Raw genomic sequence first — 26,520 nt, 5'->3', positions numbered from 1 at the left:
CGTAACGTCATTGAAGACCGTAGGCCAACTTTCCGGCAAGGTCAGGCTCTTATTTTTTTGGAAGATACAAATCTAAGTTACTAATTTGTGTTTTGACCAACCCACGTCGGATGCTACGCAACAGGAAAGGTTCTTTTGCAGCAGGAGGGCAGAGGCGTGAAGATTGCAGCCGTTACAATTTCAGACCGGGCGACTTCGGGAGAGTATGTAGATAAAAGCGGCCCAGCAATCATGGCCTATATGCGAGATGCACTCTCCATGCCGTGGGAGCCGGTTACACGCATGATTCCTGACGGTATTGAGAGCGTGAAGGACTGCCTGATCGAGCTTTGTGACGATGTTTGCGCCGACCTGATCCTTACAACAGGCGGCACTGGACCAGCTCCCAGAGATCTGACGCCGGAAGCCATGGCACTCGTCATGGAAAAAGAATTGGCTGGCTTTGGAGAGCTGATGCGCAAGGTGAGCTTGGAGGAAGTGCCAACCGCCATTCTTTCACGTCAGACCGCAGGTATTCGGGGCAGAAGCTTGATCATCAATTTGCCGGGCAAGCCAGCCGCCATCAAGACATGCCTTGATGCCGTGTTCCCGGCTGTACCCTATTGCCTTGATCTTATTGGCGCTGGACGAATTGAAACCAACCCTGACGTGATCAAGGTGTTTCGCCCCAAGAACAAATAGGCCGTTAGAACTCGGAGAGCAGACTTGAAGGTTCAGGTCTGCCTTTCGCTGGCCTAGGTAGCGCCACGTGGCCTAGAGAAACAAAACAGAGAAAGCGCTCGTTCTCCTGCAGCCCCAACCCTTTGTGAAACAAAGGAGATCTGGCGCCCCGCCCACTGGTGACCCGGCTGGCATATCCCATGGCAGTGGCAGCAACCAACAGGTTCTGCAGGGCTGCACCCGCCGTTACAAGCTGCTCATCCTCTGGAATACCCGTTTCCAACTCACTTCGAAAACAGCCGATCAGGACGAGGAGACATGGCCCGCGATAGGCCTTTTGCCGGGCCTGTTCCAACGTCTCCGGCGAGGCATGAAGGTTGCGTCCCTTTTCGACGGCTTCAAAGAGATCTCCCAAACGCCGACGTCCCTCCATGCTTACCTTCATGAAGCGATAGGGCGTGAGACGTCCATGATCCGGCGCAGTAGCAGCTGCAGCAATCAGCTGCTCCACTTCCTCGTCAGATGGCCCGCTACCGTCCATTGCCTTTAAAGAAGCCGAAACACGGCTTTCCAGAAGTTCGATAAGGTTTTCAGGAGTAACCGCAGTCCGGGACATATGATGGCTTCTGAATGCGTTGCACGAACCACAAGTTACGGCTAAACGCTTAAAAACACAACAAAAGGGCAGAAAACCGATACGGCCAGCCTGCTTTGAGAATACAGTTTTGGGGAGAAATGGCGCACCGGGGAAGATTCGAACTCCCGACCCCCAGATTCGTAGTCTGGTGCTCTATCCAGCTGAGCTACCGGTGCATATGAGGCATTGCCTGCATTGAACCATAGAGGCTATGCAGCGCTTCAACAAGACGTCTTGAATACTCAAGGAAGGCTTGAAGAAATGGCGCACCGGGGAAGATTCGAACTCCCGACCCCCAGATTCGTAGTCTGGTGCTCTATCCAGCTGAGCTACCGGTGCTTGCCGTGTGTTCCGTTCGGAACGGGGCTCTATCTATCCCTGATGCTGACACTTGGCAAGCGCTTTTGTATCTTTTTTTTGTCAGTCCCTATGTTTTGGGGAAAAAGATATGCAGATGCAATTTAACGTGGACAAAAACAGTAAGCCAGCACCGTTCGTTCAGGGCTTATTCTCTGTTTTTTAAAGTGAATTACGTAACCTCTCTCAGTCGCCACCAGCCGAAATCTGCGTATCCTTCGGGAAAAGGCGAGTGATTGTGCCCTTCTTTTTCGGCTGTTCGCGGTGCGGCAGAGAAATAACGAAGCAGGCTCCAGGGCAACCGTCTTCTTTCAAGGAAAGTGTTCCCTGGTGGGCCTTTACGATTTCAGCGGCGATAGCCAGTCCCAGCCCCGTGCCTCCGGCCTTGCCCGAAGTATGGAAAGCGCGGAACAGGTTTTCACGCATCTTTTCCGGCACACCCGGCCCCGTATCTGAGATAAGAAGCTCTATCCTGTCGCCACGCACTTCGGCATCGACCGTGATGCGCTTGATGACAGATGCATCAACAGTCTTGTCCTCCTGCATGGCCTGAACCGCATTCCGACACAAGTTCATGATCACACGAAAGATCTGCTCAGGGTCTGCGTTGACTTCCAGATCCTCAGAGATATGGCTCTCAAAGCAGATGTCATCATTGCCGCTAAGGCCGAGCACCTCTTCCACATCCGACACAACACCTGCCAAGCGGATTACCCTGATGTTTGGCTCCGCCTCTTGAGCCTTCCCATAGGACATTACCGCCTTGGTGTAGCTTGTCGCGCGATCCAGTGTTGCCAGCAGCTTTGGCGCGATGCGCTGCACGGTTGGGTCCGGCAACCCTTCCAAACGCTCGATGAAGAGCTGCGCAGAGGACAAGATGTTTCTCAGGTCATGGTTTATCTTGGAAACAGCAAGCCCAAGATCCGCCAGCTTGCGTTGTTGCTTCAAGGCCTGATTTAGCTTCGTCTCCATTGCCGCGAGCTGTCGCTCCGCCTCTCCAATTTCATCGGCGCGGTTGGAGGGCGATATGATTTCACCCTTGTTTTCAGGGTCGCGGGCAAATCTGTCCATAGAACTGGTGAGGCGCTGCATGGGGCGAAGAAAGAGCCAGCGCAGGGAGGAATACACCAGCGTTGCGGTTATTATCGAGATAACCAGCGACAACTGGAGAATATTCAGGGAGTAAGCCAGCAAGTCCGCGCGCATCTTGGCAACCGGGATCACCATATCCACCTGCCCCGCCCCCATGCGCACATCTCCGATCACACGGATGTTGCCAGCTTTGAAGCCGAGCAGTGTTTCAAAACTGCAGGCGATTGCAGACCATGGCGTTTCTTGTTCCATGCGTATTGTAGCGGCAAACCCATCAGGCTTTTCGCTCATGGCAATCAGGCGCCGCATGCCGTCGTGGCTATATGAGATGGCCAGCGCGCCTGTTGCCTCTAGCAGCTCATGCTGCACCCTCTCTGAAACGGACCCTGCATCCTCAATGAGGGATGCCGCAACACCGGCAACGGCCAAGTTGTCTTGAAGCCAGTTGTTGCGGTAGTTCGCGATCGAGGGAACAAAGATCAAGACCTCGCTGATCATCACAAAAAGAATGGTAAGAACCAGCAGCTTACTGGACAGCCCAAAGCCAGTGCGCCGCCCGCTTGGGCGCTCTGCTCCCTGTTTTGCTTCACCAGTGTTTGAGTTCTTCTTTAGATCCTGCACGCTGCCAACTTTAATTGATCGCCGAAGTCACCTTAGTTTTATCAGATCACCAAGGCACTGCAACGTGCCAAATCCTTGTCATTCAACCTAACTTCCGCAAGAATGCCAGAAGACGGCGTAACCATGGGCTCTCTGCCGCGCCAGCGTAGTAAGACAGCGCCGCTCGTTTCAAGACCTCAGTCAATGTCGGGTACGGAAGCATCAGGTCCAAAAGGGCCTTTACATGCATCTTTTTTGAAATCATCAACGCCAGAGGGGCCAACAGCTCACCCGCCTGAGGGCCAACGATATCCGCCCCTACGAGCCTGCCGCCCTTTCCCACGATGAGCTTCACCTTGCCGACGGTTTTGCCCTCCGCAAGCGCCCGGTCATTTCCTGAGAAATCCGCCGTGAGCACCTTGAGACCATCACCGTGAACCTGGCGCGCTTCCTGCTCGGTCATGCCGATATGCGCAAGTTCCGGCTCTGTGTAGGTGACAAAGGGAATAACCAGTTTGTGATGGTTTACCGGCATTCGAAACAGCAAGGTACGCACCAGTAACGACGCATGCGCTCCGGCGAGATGGGTGAACTGCAGCCCGCCGATAACATCGCCAATTGCATAGACTTTCTTGTTGCTTGTGCGCAGTCCCTTGTCGACTTCTATGCCTTTGCTGTGGGTTTTGATGCCTGCTTCATCCAAACCAAGATTGGTGATGTTGGCCGAGCGACCAGCGGCAACAAGCAGGTGCGTTCCATCAACGTAGTCAATTGTGCCATTGGCCTGCTTGAGCGTCAGTCGAACACCGTTTTCACTCTTCTCGGCCTTTTCGACGTTTGCACCCTCTCGGATATCAACCCCTTCGGCCCTGAGACGATCGATCACAATCGCCGCGAACTCGGGATCAGAGTTGGACAGTGCTTTTGACGCCTCGATGACCGTTACCTTGGAGCCCAAACGTTGATGCGCCTGCGCCATCTCCATGCCAATTGGGCCACCGCCAATAATCAGCAGATGATCGGGGCGATTGGTTTGATCAAACAACGTCTCGTTGGTCAGATACGGGACTTCATTCAGCCCGGCAATCGGCGGCACGAAGGCTGAGGAGCCGGTCGCGACGACGAAACGGCGTGCCTTGATCAGATAGTGGCCAGCTTCAACGGTTTCAGCATCAACAAAGCGCGCCGCGGATTGGATTACGTTGACACCAAGCCCCTCAAAGCGCTCAACCGAGTCGTGCGGCTCAATTGCTGCAATTACGTTGCGTACATGCGCGTTTGCAGCGGCAAAATCAATTGAGGGTTCGTTTGCTTTCACGCCATACTTGGCAGAATTCCTGTGAGCCTGTGCAGCCTTCCCTGCGGCGATGAGCGCCTTTGAAGGAACACAGCCGTAGTTCAGGCAGTCTCCGCCCATCTTGTCTTTCTCTATGAGCACAACTTCAACACCGAATGCGGCCGCAGCTGCTGCGACAGTCAATCCAGCGGAACCCGCGCCAATCACACAAATGTCGGGCGTTAAAATTGTTTTTTGCATGGATCCCACCTTCAAACGCAGCAACGACTAAAAGCTTAAAGTGATAATTGGATTTGGAACTATTTTGCACCGTTTGCGGACCTACGGCGCTTTCTCATGATACCAACAACTGGAGCGATCAACGCCACCGCACCGAGTGCGACGAGCGCCCAGATGAGTTCCGGTGTAACGAGCGCACTTAGCTCCACCTCGCAGGTGCCCGCAGCACCGCATCCTGGATTGAGTGCTTCCTGCGCCTCAATCACACTGCCCAAGCCAGCACCCACAAAGGCATAGGCGAAAGTGCCGGGTATGATGCCGATCAGTGTCGCCCCCAGATAGACTGGCAAGGAGACGTTAAACAATGCGGGCGCGATGTTCACGAGCCAGAATGGAAATACAGGCGTGAGACGCAAGAACAGCAGATAGCTGAACGCATTTTCTCTAAAACCTGACGCCATCTTGTCGACGAACGGACCTGCGCGCTCTTTCAACGCCGCACCAACCGAAGTGCGCGCCGCCAGAAACAATATGGTGGCTCCAGTTGCTGCTCCCACGACCGCGATTAGTCCACCGGCAAGCCAGCCGAACATGAAGCCACCGGCGATGGTGATGAAGGATGCTCCGGGAAAGGACACCGCGACAGCACCCACATAGATCAACAAAAAAGCGAGCCCCACCAAAACCGGGTTTGATGCAACCCAGCCCTGCAGCACTTGTTGATTGCGAATGATTTCGCTCAACGACAGATGCTCATGCCAGCCAAAGGACAACCCGACCGGCATGACAACGACAAGCACGAGGATCGGCGCCCAGCGTTTCAGCTTTGCTCCGATGCTGGTGCTTTTCGGCGATGCGTGTTCTTGTTCGTCTCGTGTCACCATGAACCTGCCCTTTGCCCCTGGCTCTAACATTTGCCTTCCGCGTTGCGAGAACCTCGCCAGTGAGACTCAGCGAATCCTTTGCGCCGCTCCATACCCTTCTAAGACCTACAGGTTTTCTGTGATCCGGGATAATCACAGGTTCGTGGGCTTTTGTGAAACGCCAGAGTCCTGAAGAACCTTGGAGGTGGCTTAGGTTTTCTTGAGAGTTAAAGTGCCTTGGAATGGCATTTTCCGGCCCGCCTTATATTGACTTGCCCCGCTGCGGCTAATATAAGCGCCCCCGACTAGGATGCGCATCCCTCGCCGTCATATTTCTATGACCTGACCTGAAAAGGTTCACTTGGGCAGTGCGGTCCAACTTAAAATTCCTTCAAAGCTTAAGCTTTGAACATTGGGTAGAATAAAATGAAGCGTACTTTTCAACCAAGCCGCCTCGTTCGCAAGCGGCGTCACGGGTTCCGCGCACGCATGGCCACCAAGAGCGGTCGCCAGGTGCTTTCACGTCGTCGCGCCAAGGGTCGTAAGCGTCTGAGCGCATAATTACGACGACGCTGTGCGGCGGCGAGACAGTTTTTCACATTTTGTCACAACCGCCGCAGTTAAAATTATGAAAACACTCAAAAAGCGCTCCGAGTTTCTGACCGTCGCCAAAGGCGGAAGGACATCTCGGCGTGCTTTTGTGCTTCAGGCAGCCAAAACACGCGGCTGCGGAGACCCTCGGGTCGGTTACACGGTTACCAAGAAAACCGGAAATGCTGTTGAGCGGAATCGGATCAAACGCCGATTGCGAGCTGCGATTGCCATCGCAGGGCCCCGTGCGGCAGAGGATGGGGCGGACTATGTCCTCATTGGTCGGCGTGGTGCGTTGTCACAACCATTCGATAAATTGGTTCAAGACCTCACCGGCAGCATATATAACGCATTTAAGAAACCTAAACCGCGCAAAAGTGACAGCGAACGTAAAGCCTCAGGTGGGGGCCGTTCTCAAGAACAAACGCGGGTGCAAACATTCACCAGTTCAAACACGAGTGATCTAGTCGATGAACGATAATCGGAATATGATTCTGGCGATTGTGTTGTCGCTGGGCGTGCTGCTGGCATGGCAGTTCTTTTACGCCGGGCCACAACTGGAACGCCAGCAGGCCGAACAGCAGGCTCAGCTTGCACAACAAGAGCAGCAGAGCGGCTCCAACGCGCCGGTCGTTAATCCAGATGGCTCCGTCGCACCGGAAGGCCCGGGCGCGCAGACGGCAGCTCAGACACAGGTCAGCCGCCAAACTGCGATTGCCCAGTCTCCACGCATCGAGCTCAACACCCCTCGCCTCTCTGGCTCCATCAACCTGATTGGCGCCAAGTTTGACGACCTTCACTTGAAGGACTACCGCCAAACGACAGATCCCAACAGCGACACCGTCATCCTGCTGTCGCCAAAGGGCAGCCCAAAGCCGTATTACGCTGAGTATGGCTGGGTATCTGATCCGGGCGCAGACGTAAAGCTACCGGGTACAGACACGGAGTGGAGCGTCGAAGGCTCCCGAGAGCTGACCCCATCAACCCCTTTGACCCTGACCTGGGACAACGGCGAAGGCCTGACGTTCAAACGCACTGTGAGCGTTGACGAGAACTACATGTTCACCGTCACACAGTCTGTAGAGAACGCGACTGATATGCCGGTCACCCTTTACCCCTACGGTCTGGTGGTGCGCACAGGTGAACCGCAAACCACAGGTTACTTCGTTCTGCATGAAGGCCTCATCGGCGTCATCGGCGAAGAAGGCCTCAAGGAAATCGACTACTCGGATCTCGTTGAAGATGGTGCGATCCGTCCTGCAAAGGCAAATCAGGGTTGGCTGGGCTTCACCGACAAGTATTGGGCGGCAACGCTGATCCCAACACCTGGCACGAGCTACCAGTCTAGCTTCTCCTACAGTCAGGCTAGTGACAACTTCCAAGCTGACTATCTGGGAGACGCGACCGTCGTTCCTGCAGGCGGCTCCGCCGAAATGACCGGAGACCTCTATGCGGGCGCAAAAGTCTCCAGCCTGATTGACGGTTATGAAGAAACAAAGGGCATCCAGAGTTTCGATCTCATGATCGACTGGGGCTGGTTCTACTTCATCACCAAGCCTATGTTCTGGGTTATCGACGCGCTGTATTCCGTGCTTGGCAACTTCGGCGTGGCTATTCTCGTCGTGACTGTTATCGTCAAAGCCATCTTCTTCCCGCTGGCGAACAAGTCCTACGTCTCCATGAGTAAAATGAAGCTCGTGCAGCCGCAGATGAACGAGATCCGCGAGAAGTACAAGGACGACAAGCAAAAGCAGCAGCAGGCGCTGATGGAGCTTTACAAGACCGAGAAGATCAATCCGCTTGCAGGCTGTTTGCCGGTATTGATCCAGATCCCTGTCTTCTTCTCCCTCTACAAGGTGTTGTTTGTCACCATCGAAATGCGTCACGCACCATTCTTTGGCTGGATTCAGGACCTTTCTGCACCGGACCCAACCACCATCTTCAATCTGTTTGGTTTGATCCCTTGGGATCCGCCAGCAATGTTGATGATTGGCATCTGGCCGCTGATCATGGGTGTAACCATGTTCCTGCAAATGAAGATGAACCCGGCACCTGCCGAACCGGCGCAACAGATGATCTTCAACTGGATGCCAGTTCTGTTCACCTTCATGCTGGCGACGTTCCCTGCAGGCTTGGTGATCTACTGGGCATGGAACAACTTCCTCTCCATCCTTCAGCAGGGCGTGATCATGCGCCGTCAAGGAGTGAAGCTGGAACTCTTCGACAACTTGAAGGGCATGTTCGGAAAGAAGTCTTCTGAAGGTGGCGACGCAAAGTAACGCGAGCCTTTCAGGCAACCCATAGAAGCGCGGCCGCTGAGCCGCGCTTTTTTTGTGCGCCAACGCCTTGCGCAAGCAGCTCAAGCGTGCGACACGTGAAGCCACCACCACAATAGGAGTAGGTTCAGTGGACAAGTAAGCTGACAATCGAGAATGATGCATCTCTGTCGAGACGCTTTTCCCGCAACTGCAGCTTATTTATGGAGGCACCATGCCTGGTCCGCACCCTACGACGCGGCTTCCGCTTAATGGCGAGCCACATACTGTTTTTCTGAAAAACGTCATCAGCCGGCCAACCATCAAGGTTGGCGACTTCACCTACTACAATGATGATGATAACGCCTCTGACTTTGAGAACAGAAACGTACTCTATCATTTTGACTTTATTGGCGATGAGTTGGTGATTGGCAAGTTCTGTGCGCTGGCAACGGGAACGCAGTTCATCATGAACGGGGCGACCCATGCCCTTGGCGGCTTTTCGACTTATCCCTTCAACATTTTTGGCCATGGATGGGAAGAGGGTGTCGATTTTTCAACTTTTACATCCTCCCAGAAGGGCGACACCGTTGTCGGCAATGATGTCTGGATTGGACGCGGGGCCACAATCATGCCGGGCGTTTCCATCGGAAGCGGGGCTATTATTGGCGCTTATGCCGTGGTCACAAAAGATGTACCGCCCTACTGCATTGCAGCAGGCAACCCCGCGCAGGTGATGAAGAAGCGTTTTTGCGACAAAACCATCGAGCGGCTTCTGGACATTGCCTGGTGGGACTGGCCGATTGATAAAATTTCGCGAAACCTCGCCGCAATTCGCGGTGCAGACCTTGCGGCTTTGGAGAACGCGGTGTAACAGCACTCCAACCAACGCTTTTGCTGTAAGATGACCACGGACCGAACCGGAAGACCTCTCATGACACCTGAAGAAGAAAAACAAAAAGAACTGCTGGAAGCAGGCCGCCTTCTCTTTGCGCGTGAGTGGGATTTCTTGACTTCCGTTGCCCAACTGGAGCAATTGCCACCGCTGAACTTGCCTGAAATCGCCTTCGCAGGGCGATCAAACGTTGGCAAGTCCAGCCTTATCAACGCGCTCACCGGGCGCAAGGGTTTGGCGCGCACGTCAAACACGCCCGGTCGCACACAGATGCTGAACTTCTTCACGGCTCCTGAAAGTCCAATCAATCTGGTTGATATGCCGGGCTATGGCTACGCGCAGGCTCCTAAGGGCCTCGTCGATGCTTGGACTGATCTTGTCTTCGACTATCTTCGGGGCCGGGCGACACTGCGCCGCGTGTTTACGCTTATTGATAGCCGGCATGGCCTCAAGAAGAACGACCTCGATGCAATGGAAGTGCTAGACAAGGCGGCTGTACCCTATCAAGTCATCCTGACCAAGGGCGACAAGCTGAAGCCGGGCCAGCTCAAGCGCGTTGAAGAAGAAACCTTGCAAAAGCTGTCGCGCCGCCCTGCCGCTTATCCGGAAGTTATTTCGACATCCTCCGAGAAGGGCTGGGGTCTTCCGGAAGTGCGGGCCGAGGTTTACAAACTCGCTAATCAGTAAGGCTTCCTGATCACGGGGATTTGATTGTCATCTGCTCTACGCATGCGAGCCGAGACAACCCACTGCGCCGTATGAACCTCTATATTCGCCAATGCTAAATTAAGACCCCGCAAATCTGGCGGGCCAATCGTTACTCCTTGACGGCGAGAGACTAGGCGTGCCCTTATCCTAACGTTATTAATGATATTCCATCACCGGTGTGGCACCGGTGATTTTTTCAAACCGTTACTTTCTGGAAGGCATGGGGGATGCATCCGAATGACTTGCGATGGAAAACTAATACACCGCCGCTCATGAGAAACCAGGTGACCGCGAAGAGAGCGAAACCGCGTGGTCTCCTCAGGCTTTTTCAATTCATTCGCGGCACCTGCCATAACGGTGTGCCTTATGCCTCGATTGAAAACGTATCGCCGGCTCATGAAGAACTTCAGGAAGCTTTCCAACACGAGCAGTTTGAGGTCTACTATCAGCCCATCGTGCGGTTAGCGGACAACCGGATCATTGGCGCAGAAGCTCTTACGCGCTGGAACCATCCCACACGCGGCTTGATACCGCCTGCCGGTTTCGCCAACACGCTCTATCGCAGCGCACTCGGGCGAGCCGTGAGCTACTGGTGCCTTGACCGCGCCTGCGAGGCGTCTGCGCGTTGGCGGCGCGGCTTTGAGAAAGATTTCAAAATTGCCGTGAACACTTGTGCGCCCCAGCTCGCGGAATCGGAAATGCCACAGTTTGTTTCCGCCATACTGGAACGTCATGCACTGCCGGCCTCCGCACTTGAGCTGGAAATTACCGAGGATGTGGAGCTGGACCGCATCCCCCACCTCAAGTCCACTCTCGAGAATCTCAAGGCTGCCGCGATTTCCGTCGCCGTTGATGATTTTGGAACGGGATTTGCCTCCCTCAAGCACCTGCTGAACTACCCGATCTCACGCATCAAGATCGACCGCGCGTTCGTAAGCTGCTTGGACAAGCCCAGTCATCACATGAGAACATGTACCTCAATTGTTGAGATGGCTATCAAACTTGGTTTGAAAGTGACCGTTGAGGGAGTGGAAACAGAGGGGCAGCTGAAGGTACTGAAAGAACTGGGATGCAGTGAAGCTCAGGGTTTTTTGTTCTCCAAACCAGTTACACGCACCGAGTTTGAGCGCTTGTTGCAGCATGGTTTCAACGTGATACCGGCATGATGCTCGCCCAAAGTGGTGTGCTGAACTGTTTGAGGTGCCTCAAGAAACACGCTATAAGCGCAAGCTCAGCAGTGCGCCCGTGATTTGCGTGACTGCATGTGATGATGAGTGATGCTCATCTCGACAAGGTGATGTTTGCGATGAATTCTGTTGAGTCTGCGACCCGCGCACGGGTTATTGCCCAAGCCCTTCCCTACATGCAACGCTACGACAACACCCGCGTCGTTGTTAAGTACGGCGGCAATGCCATGGGAGATGACGAACTATCCCATGCCTTTGCCAGAGACATCACACTCCTGCGACAATCAGGCGTGCATCCGGTTGTCGTGCATGGTGGTGGCCCGCAGATTGGCGGCATGCTGAAGCGACTGAACATCGAAAGCGAGTTCAAGGGCGGCTTGCGCGTGACAGACCGCGCCACTGTTGAAATCGTCGAAATGGTTCTTTGCGGCTCAATCAACAAGAGCATCGTTCAGAACATCAATGCCGAGGGAGGCCGCGCTATCGGGCTGAGCGGCAAGGATGGCGATATGGTGTTGGCGCGAAAGCTACACCGCAGACACCGCGATCCTGACTCCAAGATTGAGGAAATTCTCGATCTAGGCTTCGTTGGCGAGCCGGATGTCGTCAAGCCGAAGGTTTTGGAACTTATCCTTGAAAAGGACCTCATCCCCGTGGTGGCGCCCGTAGCACCGGGCCGCGACGGTGAGACATATAACATCAACGCCGACACCTTCGCGGGGGCCGTAGCAGGCTCACTGCAGGCAAAACGCCTGCTTTTCCTGACCGATGTTCCTGGTGTTCTGGACAAGGACGGCAAGCTCATCAAGCAGCTTACTGCAGCGGGCGCCCGCGCCTTGATTGCAGATGGCACCATTTCGGGCGGCATGATCCCGAAGGTGGAAACCTGCATGGAAGCGCTGGAACGCGGCGTGGAGGGCGTTGTGATTGTTGATGGGAAGGTGCCTCACGCAGTGCTTCTGGAGCTCTTCACAGACCACGGGGCAGGCACATTGATCGTGCCATAATTCTTCACAGCCCCAAGAACAAGGTCCTGTTTAGGGCCTTTTTCTTTTGCCACTGCTTCAAACTGTCATCCCACTCTCCTATCTTTCCAATCATGATTAAGCAAAACGGTCGATTAGACTTTTCTTCGTTTGACGAGGTCGATGCATGGATTTTCGATCTCGACAACACGCTGTATCCAGCTCATTCGGATCTGTTCCCGCAGATTATCCAGAAGATCAACACCTATGTTCAGCGGCTGACCGGCAAGCCAAGCGAAGAGGCGCGCGAGCTGCAGCGCGAGTACTACAAGACATACGGAACAACCTTGCGCGGGTTGATGACCGAGCATGACATTTCTCCCGATGAGTTTTTGGAGTATGTGCACGACATCGATCATTCCTGTCTTGAACCAGATGAGCGTCTTGGACAGGCCATACAGAGCCTTCCGGGACGGCGGTTCATTCTGACAAATGGGACCAAGAAGCATGCTGAAGCCGTGGCGAGCAAGCTCGGCATCACCCATCATTTTGAAGATATCTTCGGGATTGTGGAAGCGGATCTGGTTCCAAAACCAGCTCATGAAACCTACAACAAGTTCATCACGCAAAATAGGATCGATCCTGCCTCTGCAGTGATGTTTGAGGACCTCGCGAGAAATCTGGAAGTACCGCATCTCCTCGGCATGCGAACCGTGTTGGTCGTTCCAGAAGGGACACGTGAAGTTTTCCGCGAGGACTGGGAGCTGGAGGGTGCCGCTGATCCTCATGTGGAGTTTGTCACCGACAACCTTGGCGAGTTCCTCGCTCACATACTTTCATTGAAAAGCAGCGGAGGCTAAGTGCCTCTGCGGAAATTATTAATTTCCACCGGACATTTCCAGAATCAGGCCAGATATGCATGAGAACAAAGCAAACTTGGCCGGGTTTTGATTGATGTAGTAGACGAGGAAAAAACAATAGTTTATTGAGGTGAGTTCAATAGCTAACGAAAACTTGTCTGGGTGAAAACTAATGGTTTCCTTGCGGGCGTTGCATGCCTTCTCCCTTTTGGCGAAACATGGCCGGGCTGCCCGCGCGGCTGAAGATCTGGGCGTTACGCCGTCAGCGCTAACGCACCTCCTTCGTTCTCTCGAAAGCGAACTTGGCGCTGCGCTTGTCATTCGGGACGGGCGTGGACTGGTATTGACCGAAGAAGGCCAGCGCCTTTCGTCGAACCTTGGCAACTCTTTTGACCAGATTGAACACGCCGTGGAGGCGTTCAGGCGGCGAAGCCGGACCGAGCTGCGCATCTCAACGCTATCGACTGTAGCAACTCGCTGGCTCATTCCACGGCTGCCCGACTTTCAGCAAAAGCACCCAGATATCGAACTGCTCATATCCACGAGCATGCGGGTTGTGGACCTTGACCGGGAGGCTTACGACTGCGCCATTCGCCTTGGAAAAGGCGGCTGGCCGCAGGTAGAGCACCAAAAGCTATGGCAGGAAGACCTTGTGGTCGCTTTTGCCCCACAGCTGAGCCCGGGAAATCCCAATCCGGACATTAGCCTCCTCGACGAGCTCAAGATGCTTCACACCTCCTCCCGCCGTGATGACTGGCCGCTCTGGCTGAAGGCTGCGGGCATCGACCACCTTGACCCTTCTGCAGGCGCGATGTTTGAAAGCCGTAACATGGCAATTCAGGGTGCGGTTGCGGGTATGGGCGCCATCGCCATCGACACCCACTTTGTGGATCAGGAAGTGCAAGCTGGCCATCTTATGGTTCCCGACTGGCCAACAACCTCTCTTGAGACCGGGTACTGGTTCGTCCGCAATGCGAACCGCCCTCTGACCCGTCCGGTAGCTGCGTTCCGTGACTGGCTGCTCGAACAGTCCAGTGAAACACTCAAGTCGGAAGCTGCCGAATAAATTAGCAGAGCTAAAGCGCGGGGTTGGTTTGTATTGACTTGCCCTGCCCTTCTGGGTACCTCCTCTAGCGAGCGTTATAACTCGCTATTCATTCGACGAGAGGACCCTCCCGGCATGAGCCAACCAGAACTTTCCGCTCTTGAAGCAACCATCAACGCGGCCTTCGACGACCGCGATGCGATCAACACCGAAACCACTGGCGATATTCGTGAAGCAGTAGAGAAAACACTCGATCTGCTAGACAAAGGTGTTTTGCGTGTTGCTGAAAAATCATCCGGTGACTGGGTCGTCAATCAGTGGGCGAAGAAGGCCGTTCTTCTGTCATTCCGCTTGAACCCGATGGAAATCATCAAGGGTGGCCCTGACGGGGCGACATGGTGGGACAAGGTTCCCTCCAAGTTCCTTGGCTGGGGACCAGAACAGTTCACGGAAGCAGGCTTCCGCGCCGTTCCCGGCAGCATTGTTCGCCGCTCAGCTTTCATTGGCAAATCCGCAGTTCTGATGCCATCCTTTGTCAACCTTGGCGCATATGTTGATGAAGGAACCATGGTCGACACTTGGGTGACCGTTGGCTCCTGCGCGCAGATTGGCAAGAACGTTCACCTTTCAGGCGGCGTCGGCATTGGCGGTGTTCTGGAGCCACTTCAGGCTGGCCCGGTTATCATTGAAGACAACTGCTTCATTGGTGCACGTTCTGAAGTTGTTGAGGGCGTTGTGGTCCGCGAAGGCGCCGTGCTTGCAATGGGTGTGTTCATCTCAGCAACCACGAAGATCGTTGACCGAACAACTGGCGAAGTTTTCGTCGGCGAAGTGCCAGCATACTCCGTGGTTGTTCCAGGTACTCTGCCAGGCAAGCCTCTACCAGATGGCACACCGGGTCCAAACCTGGCCTGTGCCGTTATCGTAAAACGCGTAGACGCCCAGACCCGAGAAAAGACCTCTGTAAACGATCTTCTGCGCGATTGATCGAACAGATCTTACAATGAAAAGCCGGGGCTTCAACGCTCCGGCTTTCTAGTTTGCCGGATAGGTAATGCTAAAAGAACCCGGCTCGAAGTACGCACCAATATTGTCCGCCTGCGCGCTTTCCTGCTCACCAATGGGAATGGTGATGCTGGTGACGTTTTGGGGCTCGCGATCCCGAAGCCTTACGAAAACATCGTAGCTGCCTGCAGCAATGTTTGCTGTCGATCCGAAGCTTGTGATGCCAAACCTTGTCCAGATGATTGAATGACCTTCTTGCGGGGTCAGCCACACCTCTTCAATGGCGTCAGCCTGCTGTCCGTTGATGGTGCAACTCAAATTGGCCATGCGACCTCCTCTCAATACCCATCGCTTTTGCGCGGTATCATAAGGACGCTTGATGACTTGGAGGGTGAAAGTGTTTGCTTCCAAGGGGCAAACAAGTTGTTACTTTGAACCTGAAATTCTTCAGAATTTCATGCTGCGTATTGCACTGCAGTTTCCCACAGTTATAGTGCCGCCACACTAAAACACTTTGCGCCGGATCTCGCTTACTCATGAAGAACAATCATCCCATTACAAAAATGGAAATCAAGCTCAACCCAGATGACTGGCATGGGTTGGTACGAGAGACATTGTTCGTCACTGAACTGGGCAGCAACAGATATCGGCTTGAAAACACACCATTTCTGGCCAAGGGCGTCAGCAACGGGGACGAGGTTGCCGCAGTTCACAGCAAACGTGGCCTCGTTTTTTCAAAGGTGCTAAAGCATTCCGGACACTCGACCTTCCGCATTCTGGTGGAGGAGAGCGTGACGCCAACTGAGTTCCAGCAACAGTGGCTCAAACTTGAGCGTCTTGGTTGCACCTGTGAGGACGTAGAGGGCGACATTCCACTGTTCAGCGTGGATGTGCCGCCGAACGTCACGCTGGAAAAAGTTCTTTCCATTCTGGATGAAGGCCATGAACGCGGCATCTGGACCTATGAGGAAGGCCACATCGGCCACCCACAGTCAGCCGCGAAGTAACGGAACTCGGCCTTACCACCTCAGCCCAAGCATCTTCAGGTCAGAGCGCAGCTTCTCTGCACCTTCAAAGTGGAGGGCTTGCATGCCAACGGCTTGCGCCCCCAAGACATTTTTGTAGCTATCGTCTATAAAGACGAGGCTTTCCGGCTGTAGCCCGTTCCGCTGTATCAGGGTCTGATAGATCTGCCGATCAGGCTTGATCAGCCCTTCATCTGCAGAGACAACGGTGTCCAGAAAGGATGTAGCCAGAAACGGAAACAGCTGCTTTGCAACTTCAAACTTCTCGGAAGAGAAGTTCGTTATTGCGTAAAGAGGCGCGCCGCTAGCTTTAAGCTCTTCAAGAAGCTGAACTGTTCCGTCAATTTGACCGTCCAACATCTCTTCCCAGCGTTCATAGTAGGCACGAATATGCTCTTCATGGTGCGGAAAGGCGGCAATACGCTCGTCCAACGCATCCGACCACGATCGTCCCCGGTCTTGCTCGATGTTCCAATCCATCGTGCAAACGGTTGAAAGGAAGTGTTCCCGTGCGGCATCCTCAGGTATCAACTTGCGATACAGATTGTTTGGATCCCAGCGAATAAGCACATTGCCAATATCAAAAACAACAGCATTGATCTGTGAAACCATGAACACGCCTACAGGAATAGCTGATTGAAGAACAGTCGGAACCAGATCGGTTCCGCCATGGCACTATGCAGCCGTTTTCAGGCTCATCATTGTTCGCGCAGAGGCTGCATTTTCACAGGCTACACAGCCTCAATGGCGATAGCATGTCAAAGACCAACTACCAGCCAATTTTGTAGCGCAAAACAAAAAAGCCGCCCTCATCTGAGAGCGGCTTTTCCTAAAGTGCATTCAACTGCGGCTTAGAGAGCTTCGCAGATGTCGCGTGTCTGACGCGCAATCATGGCTTCTTCGTTCGTCGGAATTGCCATGACCTTCACGCGGGAACCCGGCTTGGAGATGGTGATTGCTTCCTTCGCACGTGCCTTGTTCGCTTCTTCGTCCAGTTCAACGCCAAGGAATTCCAGACCCTTACACACGCCGGAACGTGTCTTGCTGGAGTTCTCGCCGATGCCGCCGGTGAAGACGATCGCATCAAGGCCACCCATTACAGCAACCAGAGCGCCAAGCTCACGCTTTACGCGGTTGTCGTAGTACTCGAGAGCGCGCTGTGCGTCTGGGCTATCAGACTGCTCAAGGTCACGCATATCCTGAGAGATCCCGGAAAGACCCTTCATGCCGGACTCTTTGTTCAGCATGTGGGCAACTTCCTGAACCGTCATTCCCTTCTGTTCAACCAGATAGAAGATGACGCCCGGATCAATCAGACCACTACGGGTACCCATTGCAAGACCATCCAGAGGGGTAAAGCCCATGGTGGTGGTCACGCACTTGCCATTTTCGATGGCACACATAGAGGCACCATTGCCAAGGTGGGCAACAACAATCTTGCCGTTAGCAACTTCTGGGGCAACGTTGTGAAGCTCCTCAGAAATGTAATGGAAAGACTGGCCATGCATGCCGTAGCGACGGATGCCTTCCTCATAGTATTTGAGAGGAATGGCGTATGCTTCGTTCTTGAATTCCTGCGTACGATGGAATGCTGTGTCAAAGCACGCGACGTTTGGCTTGCCTGGGAAGGCTGCCTTTGCGCCGTCGATACCTGCAAGGTTGTGCGGGTTGTGCAGTGGTGCGAGGTTGCTGAAGGTTTCCATTTCCTTCCCAACTTCGTCGGTAACCAGCACAGGCGCAGAGTACTTTGCAGAACCATGAACCACGCGGTGGCCAATGGCATCCACTTCCAGGTTTGCGTCAAACTCTTTCAGAAGTGCCAGAATCACCTGCAGTGCAGTGTTGTGGTTCTTGGCTTCTTCTTCAGACAGAGCGCGGTCCATCAGAACCTTGCCCTCAGCGGTCTTGCCTTTAACCCATGCGGAGGCACCCAAACCGTCGATCTGACCAGACAGGACAGACTCGTCCCCCTGGAACAGCTGGAACTTGATGGAGGAAGAACCAGCATTCAGTACGAGAATTGTTTCAATTGTCATTATTCAGCAGCCTCAGCAGATTTTTCGCCGGTAAATGCAACCTTGTTCAGGTTGTAGTAGTCGTACATGCTTGCCAGAGCACAGGAAACGAGACGTGCACGATCGTTGTCGGCACGGCTGGTCAGGATCACTGGTACGCGCGCACCCACGACGAGGCCGGCTGTTTCTGCATGAGCAACGAAGGTCAGTTCTTTCGCGATCATGTTACCTGCTTCCAGGTTCGGCACGATGAGAACTTCTGCGCGACCAGCAACGAGAGAATCGATGCCCTTGGTGCGTGCAGCTTCGAGATCGATAGCGTTATCCATCGCCAAAGGACCGTCAACGATACCACCCTTGATCTGACCGCGGTCAGCCATCTTGGACAGCACAGCTGCGTCGATGGTGGATGGGATTGCTGGGTTTACGGTTTCCAGAGCGGAGAGAATACCAACCTTTGGAGGTTCGATACCGATGGAACGCGCAACGTTGATGGCGTTTTGCGTGATGTCCACCTTGGTTGGCAGATCCGGTGCAATGTTGATTGCAGCATCGGAAATGATAACCGGTGTGGAGCGGCCTGGAACATCCATTACGAAAGCGTGAGAGATGCGGCGCTTGGTGCGCAGACCACCTTCGCGCTTCACCACATGGCGCAGCAGGTCGTCCGTGTGAAGGTGGCCCTTCATTACAGAGCGAACGCGGCCTTCGTGAACCAGCGCAACAGCGCGTGAAGCAGAAGCGTTTTCATCTTCACAGTCGATGAGTTCGTAGCTGGAGATATCAACGCCGATCTTCTCAGCAGCAGCCTGAATACGTGCAGCGGGACCGCACAGGATCGGCACGATAAGACCAGCTTCAGCTGCGAGGACAGTACCACCCAAAGAGTTTGCATCGTCAGGGCAAACAACAGAGGTTGGAATTGCTGGCAGCTGCTTTGCAAGGGCAACCAGACGGTCAAAGTGCTGATGGCGCTTCATCAGAAGGCTTGGCAGCTTTTCAGGATCGTAGCTGATGGTGTTGTCAGGCGCGATAACGACAGCCTCACCTTCAGCAACGAGTGTACCATCGTCAAGCTTTACAACAGTGGACAGACGCACGTGGCGCTCTGGCATTTTTTCCAGAACAGTCACTGTAACATCCAGAACCTGATCAACCTTGACCTTGCTGTGGAACTTCAGCGTCTGGTCGCGGTAAACGGTACCTGGGCCAGGAAGTACGTTGCCAATTACTGCAGAAATCAGCGTGCCACCCCACATGAATGGAGCGGATGGACCTTCACCGGTCTTCTCACCTTCCCACTCAGCGTTTGGCAGGTGCAGAGGGTTGATATTGCCGGAAGCATGAGCAAAGACGAAAAGGTCATTTGCTGTACAAATACGAGAACGGGTTGCAGTATCGCCAACCTGAATTTGGTCGTATGTCCGGTTAGTTGCCATTGGGGCCTCTTGGTTGTGAGGTGCTTCATTCTGAAGAGTCTCAACGCTCCGTCAGGGGAGGAATTGACGTCACGTTTTCATCTCTAGAATTCGGCACTCGAGTGTATACATATCGCCGGGCTTGGAAGTCTTATTCTACTTTTTGGGTAGCCCTGCCATTGATCCTTGTCATTTACAAACTGATTTTTGCTTTTAATTCCCGCTCTGCGGGATTATGCCACACTCGACCAATCTGCCCTACCGGAATGTTACGTATCTCAGCGCTCAAAATCGACTGTATTTGACTGCCTTGATCGGGTGAAATACAGACCGCCCAACTCCATTTTACCGGCGCTTAACGAGTCGCCTGAGCTGAGCCGATGCAGCAAGGTTCCAGTCAAAAAGCGATAGTCAAACTTGGTTTTCGTCACAATCAGGTTGCTGGAAGAACTGGCGAGCTCGTCGGGAATATCTATACCCGATGGTGCCTGCCCAACGGGCCAAGGTTGTTGATCAAGATTGGTGTCTTCGCCAAGTGTTTTACCGACACTCCAGACCACTGCCGGATCGAGGTTCGTGCCCACGAACTTAACGACACCGACTTCAATTCTCATACCGTTCCCATCGAACGGTTTCATCAGCTGTTCTGCGGCTAAGAACAAGTCCTCAAGCTGCCTTGCTGTAAGGGTGCTCTCACGGGCAATAAGGTCAGCCAGAGTGATGGACACCTGGTCCACCTTGCGATCGTAGTTCAGCGATGTGGTCATTTCCGTCATAGCGACGAAGAGAAACAGCAAGAATGGAAACACGATCGCAAATTCCAGTGCCGCAACTGCTGAACGATCGCGCAGGAACCTTGCGAACATGGCTGGGAGATGCGTGAGGCTCTTAAACATCGAAAGGCTCCCGAGGAATTGCTTTAAAACGGCTCATTCTTGAAAATCACCGTAGAGACCAACAGGCGATCACCATCAGCGGTGTCCTGAAAAGCATCCTGCATCCAGTTTGTCAGCATCGGCCATTCATAGATGACGCGCACCATAACCACCGATGAACTTGACCCCATCTGGAAGTTGCTCGGCGGCGTAAACGTCTTGTCATCTGGATCAATAAGAGGAGGCGTTTCCGAGATCTTTGCGAATGAGTCGTAGGTCCGAACATCAATGTGAAGCTGCTCCGGCTTGCTACACAACAGCCCAGCGGTCCCATCACAGATCATGTTCCTGAAGTCATCCGCCCCTATATCCATTGTTTGGGCTTGGCCGGTTCGGATCATGCGGGCTGCATTCATCGTGGCGTTGTTTAACGCCTGTTCTGCAAAGAACAACAAGCCAAGCTCTACAATCGCAAAAATTATCATGAACAGCGGCACCGCAATCAACGCGAACTCAACTGCTGTCACGCCATCTTTCGCACGCTTGAACCGCACGACCTGATACAGAAACCCAACCAATGCCCGCGCTACCATAAGACGCCCCTCTCAGGTGCCGTTCACTTTTACTCCTGAGGAGCATCCTGTGGAAGCGAGCCACCTTTACCAAGTGTATTTCTTGCTTCAATCTGCTTGGTGTACTCATCGAAATGGTCTTTGCCATCGCCAAGTCTGACAACGGGATCACAGTCCGGTTTGCACGAGTAGCTTGAGCGAATGGCGTTTCTTTGAACGGAAACAACCTCTTCAACTGCGGCCCGAACAACAATCTGGTCATCCACGATCGGCTCGGAGTCTTCGTTGAGCACGATGATATTTGTGACCCCACTGGACTTGCCTGTGACAACAATCGTCATGCGGTCATGGAGAGTAACGTCCGCGATGGCGGGGTTCCCGAGAATTATCGTGGAGGCAGGTTCGTCAATCCGAAAAACCTTCGCCTGATCAAGATAGACGGAGACCTCTTTTGCAGACACAGCAGAGGAAACGGAAAGACTCCCCACCGCTAGCGCGGCAGGAATCACGAGCGCAGAAAACAGACGCTTTACAAACTCTTCGAGATGCATGGATCCCTCACGAACCTAAAATCCCGTGTATTCTATTAGGTATTTAGTGAAGGAACCGCTAACGTCAGGCGACGCCGCCTTCTAGGTAGCGGGGGCTTGCAAGCGCCTAACAGCAGTCAGCGCGCCAAACTCATTCTTTGCGATCCGTTCCAACGCAACGTTGAGCGGCTCATAGGCAACTGTCATCGTGTAACCATTGGCATGCAAGAGAGTTTCCGGGTCAGACATAAGTCCAACATGGCCCTTCCAAAACAGCAAGTCGCCTCGCTGCAACGCGGGCAGGCCATCTTCCAATGACAAGGCTTCTCCCGCTGTCGCCTCTTGCATATCGGCATCGCGTCGCAACTGATAGCCACCGGACTGCGTGCTAAGCTGAACAAGTCCGGAGCAATCGGTGCCCATGGTTGAGCGGCCACCCCACAAATAGGGCGTTCCCAGCATGGCCTCTGCCGTTGCTACCCAATCCTCAACACGATGTTCCAAGGGTGCAAGATGCTCGGCAACAACATAGCTGCCATCCGCCAACTCGGCATAGGTCAGACCTCTGGTCTCCGCATGGCGCACTACGTGAACCAGTGCCCCCAGAGAAATCAGACCCTTTGGAGGGCGCTTTAGCTCTGCCTCAGGATACCGATAGGTGCGAAGCATTTTCACGCGATGTGTCGGCTTGAAGTGGGCACCCAAGGTCTCCGTCGGAAGCCAACCAACATATCCATCGGTGTCGTTCTGCCCCCAAGACCAGCCGCCCCTTTCATCAAAAACGGTGAAAGTTTCGCCGTAGAGGAGCTCTGTATCGATGCCAGCAAGCTCTGAAGGCTCGCCGCGAAGAGGAACAATGTCGGCTGCAATCGCCATACGGCGACCATCTACAAACCGGTCTGCACTGCATTTCCCCTCATATGCACGAGCGGCGAGATCCGGACGAACGGGATGGAGACGGCGATCAAATTGGGTCATGGCACCTATCCGAATATTGTTTCTTCATCTCGGCAAGGCTGCGGCTTTCTCGACAACCAGATCACCCAGCTTTTCAAGATAGAGCGCGCCTTCCAAGGTCCTTGTGATGATCACGTTTCTTCGATCTGCTTCATCGCGGCGCCGAGACAGTAACTTCTTTTGCCCCAAAGTATCCAGTGCACGGGTGATTGCGGGTTTGGTCACCCCCAGCTTGTCCGCAAGACCTCTAACAGTATGCGGCGGCGGCTCCATGTACACACTCAAAAGCACGGCCATCTGCCGCGCAGACAAGTCCTCGCCCTCGTTGCGCACCAGCGAAAGCGTAACGTCTTGCCACAATCTCAGCGCATGCGAAGGGCGCATCTCTACTGGCATGCTAACGATCCCTGTTTGATTCCAGAGCGAAACCTTAAGATTGACTCGTTTCGGAACCGTTATTGCAAAATGAAGCCGGTTCAACAACCGGCTTCACACCACAATGTTGTTTCTATTGGCTGAAACGGGCCTGCAGCATGTCAAAGAGCGCACGAATGCCCTGAGCTTCACCACCTTGGGCCTTGATGTCTTTCTCCATCGGCGTCCAGCCATAGATATCGAAATGTACCCAGGACTCGCTGTTCTCGACAAACTCCTGAAGGAACAGAGCTGCGGTCATGGATCCCGCGAACCCCGATCCAATGGTGTTCATGTTGCAAATGTCTGCCGTCTTCGACCCAATGTACTCGCGATAGGGCTTCCATAGCGGCATACGCCATAGAGGGTCCTGAACCGCTTCACCATGAACCGCAATCGTCTCCGCCAGTTCTTCATCATCCGTATAATACGGAGGCAGATCTGGCCCAAGCGCAACACGGGCAGCTCCGGTCAATGTGGCCATGTCGATCAAGAGTTCAGGTTTTTCATCATCTGCATAAGTCAACGCATCGGCCAGAACCAAGCGCCCTTCTGCATCCGTGTTGCCGACCTCTACCGTGAGTCCTTTGCGACTGCGCAACACATCTGATGGTCGGAAGCTACTGCCCGAAATCGCGTTCTCTACAGCTGGGATAAGAACCCTTAGCCTGATTGGCAGTTTGGCCGCCATGATCATTGCCGCCAGCCCCAATACGTTGGCTGCTCCGCCCATGTCTTTCTTCATGAGCAACATGCCGTTGGCTGGCTTGATGTTCAGGCCTCCGCTATCAAACACGACGCCCTTGCCAACAAGCGTAACTTTTGGATGACTTTCATCGCCCCATCGAGCGTCTATGAGACGGGGAGCCCGATCACTCGCCTTGCCCACGGCGTGGATCAGCGGAAAGCCCTCTTCCAGTTGCTTGCCCTCAGTTACTTCAATACTGCCGCCGTGGTTGGTGAACAGTACCTTCGCTTCGTCCGCAAGCTCCGCTGGACCCATATCATTGGCAGGCGCGTTGATCAGGTCACGGGCGATCTGCACTCCGCTCAGAATCGGCGCAAGGGCCTCCTGAACACTACCCTCTGAAACCTTGAGCTGTGATGCAGGTTTCTTGTTCTGCTGGTAGCTGGAAAAGCGATAGGACGCCAGAGCAAAGCCAAGTGCAAAGCTGACCGCGTCTTCAATCCCACTCTCCAGCTCGTATGTTGCCACTGGGGCATTCCGAGCCACTGAGGCACCAAGGTGCATGGCATTCGGTTCCGCGTCACCCAAGCCCAGTAACAGGACGGCTTTTCTGCCCTGCGTGCTGGGAACCAAACACAACATCCCCTCTGCTGCGTTGAAGCCGTTTAGAGCAACCCAATCTTCGGCACCATCACCTAGCTGCTTTACCCGGTCTGCAAGCTGGACCGTTGAAACGGCAACGACTGCAACGGTGTCGTCATTTGCACTGGGAGGCAATATGGCGTTCTGCACTTTCTTACTCCTGAATTGAAAGATTTGACCGCATAACGGGCCATGGAATGGAGGGTTTGCCAGAACCTATCGCTCTGCGCCGACCGTAGCAAGATCGAAGCAAGGCACACCCTGTATTACCCTCATATGAGCAACGCTTCTCCGGGGTGTTAACCGCTAATTAGGGTTAATGCTTCACTAATTATCTGCAGTTCTCACAATCTTGAATTCAGGGGCGAACATGATGGCGCAGCCACTTTCGACAGCACGCACCAAGAGTGCATCTTCAAAGGTGAAGTTTGGCTGCGCGCTGGCTGTAGCCGTTGTTAGCCTTGCGCTTTTGGGTGGTTGCAATACGACACGGAGCGGGCCGGTTGCAGCCAGTCACTCGACGAAAAGCCTTGCTGCTGGGTCTCCTGAACTGGAACGTGCTTTGTCTTATTGGGGCAATAGCTACAAGCGAAACCCCAAAGACAAGCAGTCCGCTATGAACTATGCGGCGGCGCTTCGCATTAACAATCAAGGCGGGCAGGCGGAAGCGATCCTACGGAAAGCTGTTATTGATAACAGCGGGGATCCGACTGTCGCCTCTGCCTACGGAAAAGTGCTGGCGGAAAACGGAAAGCTTCAAGAAGCCTTGGGTGTTCTGGACAACGCCATTGATCCCACCAATCCGGACTGGCGCATGCTGTCCGCCAAAGGCGCGATCTATGATCAGCTGGGCCAACCACAACAAGCGCGGGAGCACTATAAACAGGCCCTCACAATCGTCCCCAATGAGCCCAGTGTGTTGAACAATCTTGGCATGTCATACATCCTGACGGACGAACTTCCCGCTGCTGAGCAGGCATTGAAGCTGGCCATGAACCACCCAAATGCCACCAGTCGTGTGCGCCAAAACCTGGCTCTTGCCATGGGATTGCAGGGCAAATTCGACCAAGCACGATCAGTGGCTGAAGCAGAGCTTGATCCAAAACAGGCAGAAGCCAACATCGCCTATCTGCAATCGATGCTCCAACAGCGCATTTCGAGCCGCCAGTCCGGCTAGAAAGTATCAAGTACCTGTATCACTGCAGGCCCCATGATCACAAAAAAGAGCACTGGCAAGAAAAACACAATCATCGGAACTGTGAGCTTTGGCGGCAATGACGCGGCTTTTTTCTCGGCTGCTTGCATGCGCTGAAGCCGATTTTCATCCGCCATGACGCGCAAGGCAAAGCCAAGCGACGTACCGTATTTTTCCGCCTGATTGAGGGCCAATACCACGTTTTTCACGCCGTCCAAGCCCGTTCGCTCCGCCAAGTTGTTGTAGGCGACGGACCGATCCTGAAGAAACGACAACTCCGCATTGGCGAGGGCCAGCTCTTCTGACAGCTCGATGGATTGAATGCCAATTTCTTCGGATACACGTTTGAAGGCCGCTTCAATTGACATGCCTGATTCAACGCAGATCAGCATCAAATCCAGTGCGTCTGGCCAAGCTTTGCGGATTGATGTTTGGCGTTTTGATATTTTGTTTTGAACATAGATGTTTGGCGCATAAAAGCCGATGGCTCCGATTGCAGCGGATATGCCCAGTCCCATCATTGAGCTTAGCGAACCGCCCAAAAGAACCAACGTATACAATAGAGACGCCAAAGCGAGCACGATTGGCATAACAATGCGCATGAACAGAAATGTATAGAGTGGTCCTGTTCCTCGAAAGCCGGCCATCTTCAGCTTTGCGGAGGTTTGCTCGTTCGACAGAAGTTCTCGCAAGTTGTACTTGTCGACAAAGTCTTTGACGTTTTGCTTCGGCTTGTTTCGTATGTTTGCTCGCTGGGCTTCTTTTTCTGCCGCCAGCCGCGCACGTTCTTTCGCCCGAATGTTTTCGCGCTCGAGCGCGACGGTTTTCATGCGGGACTTCAGGTGATCGCGCTCCAATAAAGGCAATGCAATGGTGATAATCGTGCCAGCAACTGCAACCGCCACACAAAGTGCAATCAACGTTTCCTGATTGAGTAACGAATGAAGTGACAC

The 26,520-nt window shown here is 53.8% G+C and carries 28 protein-coding genes and 2 tRNA genes; 13 read left to right on the top strand and 17 right to left on the bottom strand.

Going from position 1 to position 26,520, the window contains the following annotated elements; all coding sequences use genetic code 11:
• Positions 1–156: 156 nt before the first annotated feature.
• Complete coding sequence (gene mog, locus Q3Y58_RS02415; RefSeq protein WP_319620842.1) at positions 157–681, top strand: molybdopterin adenylyltransferase; 525 nt, start codon at positions 157–159, stop codon at positions 679–681.
• A gap of 4 nt (positions 682–685) precedes the next feature.
• Here the strand turns inward: mog and Q3Y58_RS02410 are convergent, their stop codons facing one another.
• The 6 genes from Q3Y58_RS02410 to Q3Y58_RS02385 all read right to left on the bottom strand — a co-directional run bounded on the left by Q3Y58_RS02410 (position 686) and on the right by Q3Y58_RS02385 (position 5,776).
• The gene (locus Q3Y58_RS02410) at positions 686–1,276 is read right to left on the bottom strand and encodes a nitroreductase family protein (protein ID WP_319620841.1); all 591 of its coding nucleotides are present in this window, start codon (positions 1,274–1,276) and stop codon (positions 686–688) included.
• 120 nt (positions 1,277–1,396) lie between these two features.
• Positions 1,397–1,473 (bottom strand) — tRNA-Arg (locus tag Q3Y58_RS02405).
• A gap of 86 nt (positions 1,474–1,559) precedes the next feature.
• Positions 1,560–1,636: transfer RNA gene (locus Q3Y58_RS02400), tRNA-Arg, on the bottom strand.
• 204 nt (positions 1,637–1,840) lie between these two features.
• The gene (locus Q3Y58_RS02395; protein WP_319620840.1) at positions 1,841–3,367 is read right to left on the bottom strand and encodes a sensor histidine kinase; all 1,527 of its coding nucleotides are present in this window, start codon (positions 3,365–3,367) and stop codon (positions 1,841–1,843) included.
• An 82-nt stretch (positions 3,368–3,449) separates the two neighbouring features.
• Positions 3,450–4,883: a dihydrolipoyl dehydrogenase family protein gene (locus Q3Y58_RS02390; protein WP_319620839.1), complete on the bottom strand. Its 1,434-nt coding sequence runs from the start codon at positions 4,881–4,883 to the stop codon at positions 3,450–3,452.
• 59 nt (positions 4,884–4,942) lie between these two features.
• The gene (locus tag Q3Y58_RS02385; protein ID WP_319620838.1) at positions 4,943–5,776 is read right to left on the bottom strand and encodes a TVP38/TMEM64 family protein; all 834 of its coding nucleotides are present in this window, start codon (positions 5,774–5,776) and stop codon (positions 4,943–4,945) included.
• 375 nt (positions 5,777–6,151) lie between these two features.
• Here Q3Y58_RS02385 and rpmH point away from each other — a divergent pair, with 375 nt between their 5' ends.
• From rpmH to dapD, 10 genes are all read left to right on the top strand, one after another.
• A complete protein-coding gene (gene rpmH / locus Q3Y58_RS02380) occupies positions 6,152–6,286 on the top strand; it encodes a 50S ribosomal protein L34 (RefSeq protein WP_274218254.1) in 135 nt (44 codons plus the stop codon).
• A 67-nt stretch (positions 6,287–6,353) separates the two neighbouring features.
• The gene (rnpA, locus tag Q3Y58_RS02375) at positions 6,354–6,797 is read left to right on the top strand and encodes a ribonuclease P protein component (RefSeq protein WP_319620837.1); all 444 of its coding nucleotides are present in this window, start codon (positions 6,354–6,356) and stop codon (positions 6,795–6,797) included.
• Positions 6,787–8,595 (top strand): membrane protein insertase YidC, encoded by a 1,809-nt coding sequence (yidC, locus tag Q3Y58_RS02370; protein ID WP_319620836.1) that lies wholly within the window; start codon positions 6,787–6,789, stop codon positions 8,593–8,595. Before rnpA ends, yidC begins: the two co-directional genes overlap by 11 nt.
• Positions 8,596–8,806: 211 nt before the next feature.
• Positions 8,807–9,445: a CatB-related O-acetyltransferase gene (locus Q3Y58_RS02365; RefSeq protein ID WP_319620835.1), complete on the top strand. Its 639-nt coding sequence runs from the start codon at positions 8,807–8,809 to the stop codon at positions 9,443–9,445.
• A gap of 60 nt (positions 9,446–9,505) precedes the next feature.
• The gene (gene yihA / locus Q3Y58_RS02360) at positions 9,506–10,153 is read left to right on the top strand and encodes a ribosome biogenesis GTP-binding protein YihA/YsxC (protein WP_274218250.1); all 648 of its coding nucleotides are present in this window, start codon (positions 9,506–9,508) and stop codon (positions 10,151–10,153) included.
• A 305-nt stretch (positions 10,154–10,458) separates the two neighbouring features.
• Complete coding sequence (locus tag Q3Y58_RS02355; protein WP_319620834.1) at positions 10,459–11,340, top strand: EAL domain-containing protein; 882 nt, start codon at positions 10,459–10,461, stop codon at positions 11,338–11,340.
• 197 nt (positions 11,341–11,537) lie between these two features.
• Positions 11,538–12,368: an acetylglutamate kinase gene (gene argB, locus Q3Y58_RS02350; RefSeq protein WP_413697775.1), complete on the top strand. Its 831-nt coding sequence runs from the start codon at positions 11,538–11,540 to the stop codon at positions 12,366–12,368.
• Positions 12,369–12,460: 92 nt separating this feature from the next.
• Positions 12,461–13,186 carry a pyrimidine 5'-nucleotidase gene (locus Q3Y58_RS02345; protein WP_319620833.1) on the top strand — a complete coding sequence of 242 codons (726 nt, stop codon included), beginning with the start codon at positions 12,461–12,463 and terminating at the stop codon, positions 13,184–13,186.
• A 172-nt stretch (positions 13,187–13,358) separates the two neighbouring features.
• Positions 13,359–14,252, top strand: coding sequence for a LysR substrate-binding domain-containing protein (locus tag Q3Y58_RS02340; protein ID WP_274218246.1), 894 nt, complete (start codon positions 13,359–13,361; stop codon positions 14,250–14,252).
• A 114-nt stretch (positions 14,253–14,366) separates the two neighbouring features.
• Positions 14,367–15,218, top strand: a complete 852-nt coding sequence (gene dapD / locus Q3Y58_RS02335; protein ID WP_274218245.1) for a 2,3,4,5-tetrahydropyridine-2,6-dicarboxylate N-succinyltransferase — start codon at positions 14,367–14,369, stop codon at positions 15,216–15,218.
• A 48-nt stretch (positions 15,219–15,266) separates the two neighbouring features.
• On the opposite strand, the gene Q3Y58_RS02330 is transcribed toward dapD, so the two are convergent.
• Positions 15,267–15,563 carry a hypothetical protein gene (locus Q3Y58_RS02330; RefSeq protein ID WP_274218244.1) on the bottom strand — a complete coding sequence of 99 codons (297 nt, stop codon included), beginning with the start codon at positions 15,561–15,563 and terminating at the stop codon, positions 15,267–15,269.
• A 209-nt stretch (positions 15,564–15,772) separates the two neighbouring features.
• On the opposite strand from Q3Y58_RS02330, the gene Q3Y58_RS02325 reads away from it, so the two are divergent.
• Positions 15,773–16,243 carry a DUF4265 domain-containing protein gene (locus Q3Y58_RS02325; protein WP_319620832.1) on the top strand — a complete coding sequence of 157 codons (471 nt, stop codon included), beginning with the start codon at positions 15,773–15,775 and terminating at the stop codon, positions 16,241–16,243.
• A gap of 12 nt (positions 16,244–16,255) precedes the next feature.
• Here Q3Y58_RS02325 and Q3Y58_RS02320 read toward each other — a convergent pair whose 3' ends face one another.
• From Q3Y58_RS02320 to Q3Y58_RS02280, 9 genes are all read right to left on the bottom strand, one after another.
• Positions 16,256–16,873 carry an HAD family hydrolase gene (locus tag Q3Y58_RS02320; RefSeq protein WP_319620831.1) on the bottom strand — a complete coding sequence of 206 codons (618 nt, stop codon included), beginning with the start codon at positions 16,871–16,873 and terminating at the stop codon, positions 16,256–16,258.
• A gap of 239 nt (positions 16,874–17,112) precedes the next feature.
• Complete coding sequence (locus Q3Y58_RS02315; RefSeq protein ID WP_274218241.1) at positions 17,113–18,297, bottom strand: acetate/propionate family kinase; 1,185 nt, start codon at positions 18,295–18,297, stop codon at positions 17,113–17,115.
• Entirely contained in the window at positions 18,297–19,715 is a 1,419-nt protein-coding gene (locus Q3Y58_RS02310; RefSeq protein ID WP_274218240.1) for a bifunctional enoyl-CoA hydratase/phosphate acetyltransferase, read from the bottom strand. Before Q3Y58_RS02310 ends, Q3Y58_RS02315 begins: the two co-directional genes overlap by 1 nt.
• Positions 19,716–19,972: 257 nt before the next feature.
• The gene (locus Q3Y58_RS02305; protein ID WP_319620829.1) at positions 19,973–20,590 is read right to left on the bottom strand and encodes a TadE/TadG family type IV pilus assembly protein; all 618 of its coding nucleotides are present in this window, start codon (positions 20,588–20,590) and stop codon (positions 19,973–19,975) included.
• A 23-nt stretch (positions 20,591–20,613) separates the two neighbouring features.
• On the bottom strand, positions 20,614–21,162 hold the full coding sequence (locus tag Q3Y58_RS02300) for a TadE/TadG family type IV pilus assembly protein (protein WP_319620827.1): 549 nt from the start codon (positions 21,160–21,162) through the stop codon (positions 20,614–20,616).
• A 29-nt stretch (positions 21,163–21,191) separates the two neighbouring features.
• Positions 21,192–21,692, bottom strand: coding sequence for a pilus assembly protein N-terminal domain-containing protein (locus Q3Y58_RS02295; protein ID WP_319620826.1), 501 nt, complete (start codon positions 21,690–21,692; stop codon positions 21,192–21,194).
• Between the two features lie 81 nt (positions 21,693–21,773).
• Positions 21,774–22,649, bottom strand: coding sequence for a C40 family peptidase (locus tag Q3Y58_RS02290; protein WP_319620825.1), 876 nt, complete (start codon positions 22,647–22,649; stop codon positions 21,774–21,776).
• Positions 22,650–22,673: 24 nt separating this feature from the next.
• Complete coding sequence (locus Q3Y58_RS02285; RefSeq protein WP_274218235.1) at positions 22,674–23,024, bottom strand: MarR family transcriptional regulator; 351 nt, start codon at positions 23,022–23,024, stop codon at positions 22,674–22,676.
• Between the two features lie 112 nt (positions 23,025–23,136).
• Entirely contained in the window at positions 23,137–24,522 is a 1,386-nt protein-coding gene (locus Q3Y58_RS02280; protein WP_319620824.1) for a leucyl aminopeptidase family protein, read from the bottom strand.
• A 220-nt stretch (positions 24,523–24,742) separates the two neighbouring features.
• Between Q3Y58_RS02280 and Q3Y58_RS02275 the strand changes: the two genes are divergently transcribed.
• Positions 24,743–25,549: a tetratricopeptide repeat protein gene (locus Q3Y58_RS02275; RefSeq protein WP_319620823.1), complete on the top strand. Its 807-nt coding sequence runs from the start codon at positions 24,743–24,745 to the stop codon at positions 25,547–25,549.
• On the opposite strand, the gene Q3Y58_RS02270 is transcribed toward Q3Y58_RS02275, so the two are convergent.
• Positions 25,546–26,520, bottom strand: coding sequence for a type II secretion system F family protein (locus tag Q3Y58_RS02270; RefSeq protein ID WP_274218232.1), 975 nt, complete (start codon positions 26,518–26,520; stop codon positions 25,546–25,548). The genes Q3Y58_RS02275 and Q3Y58_RS02270 overlap by 4 nt on opposite strands.

The organism is Nesiotobacter zosterae (assembly GCF_033843645.1).
Classification (GTDB): Bacteria; Pseudomonadota; Alphaproteobacteria; order Rhizobiales; family Stappiaceae; genus Pseudovibrio; species Pseudovibrio zosterae.
The sequence above is the reverse complement of the archived record's forward strand: the minus strand, read 5'-3'. Positions and strand labels throughout refer to the sequence as shown.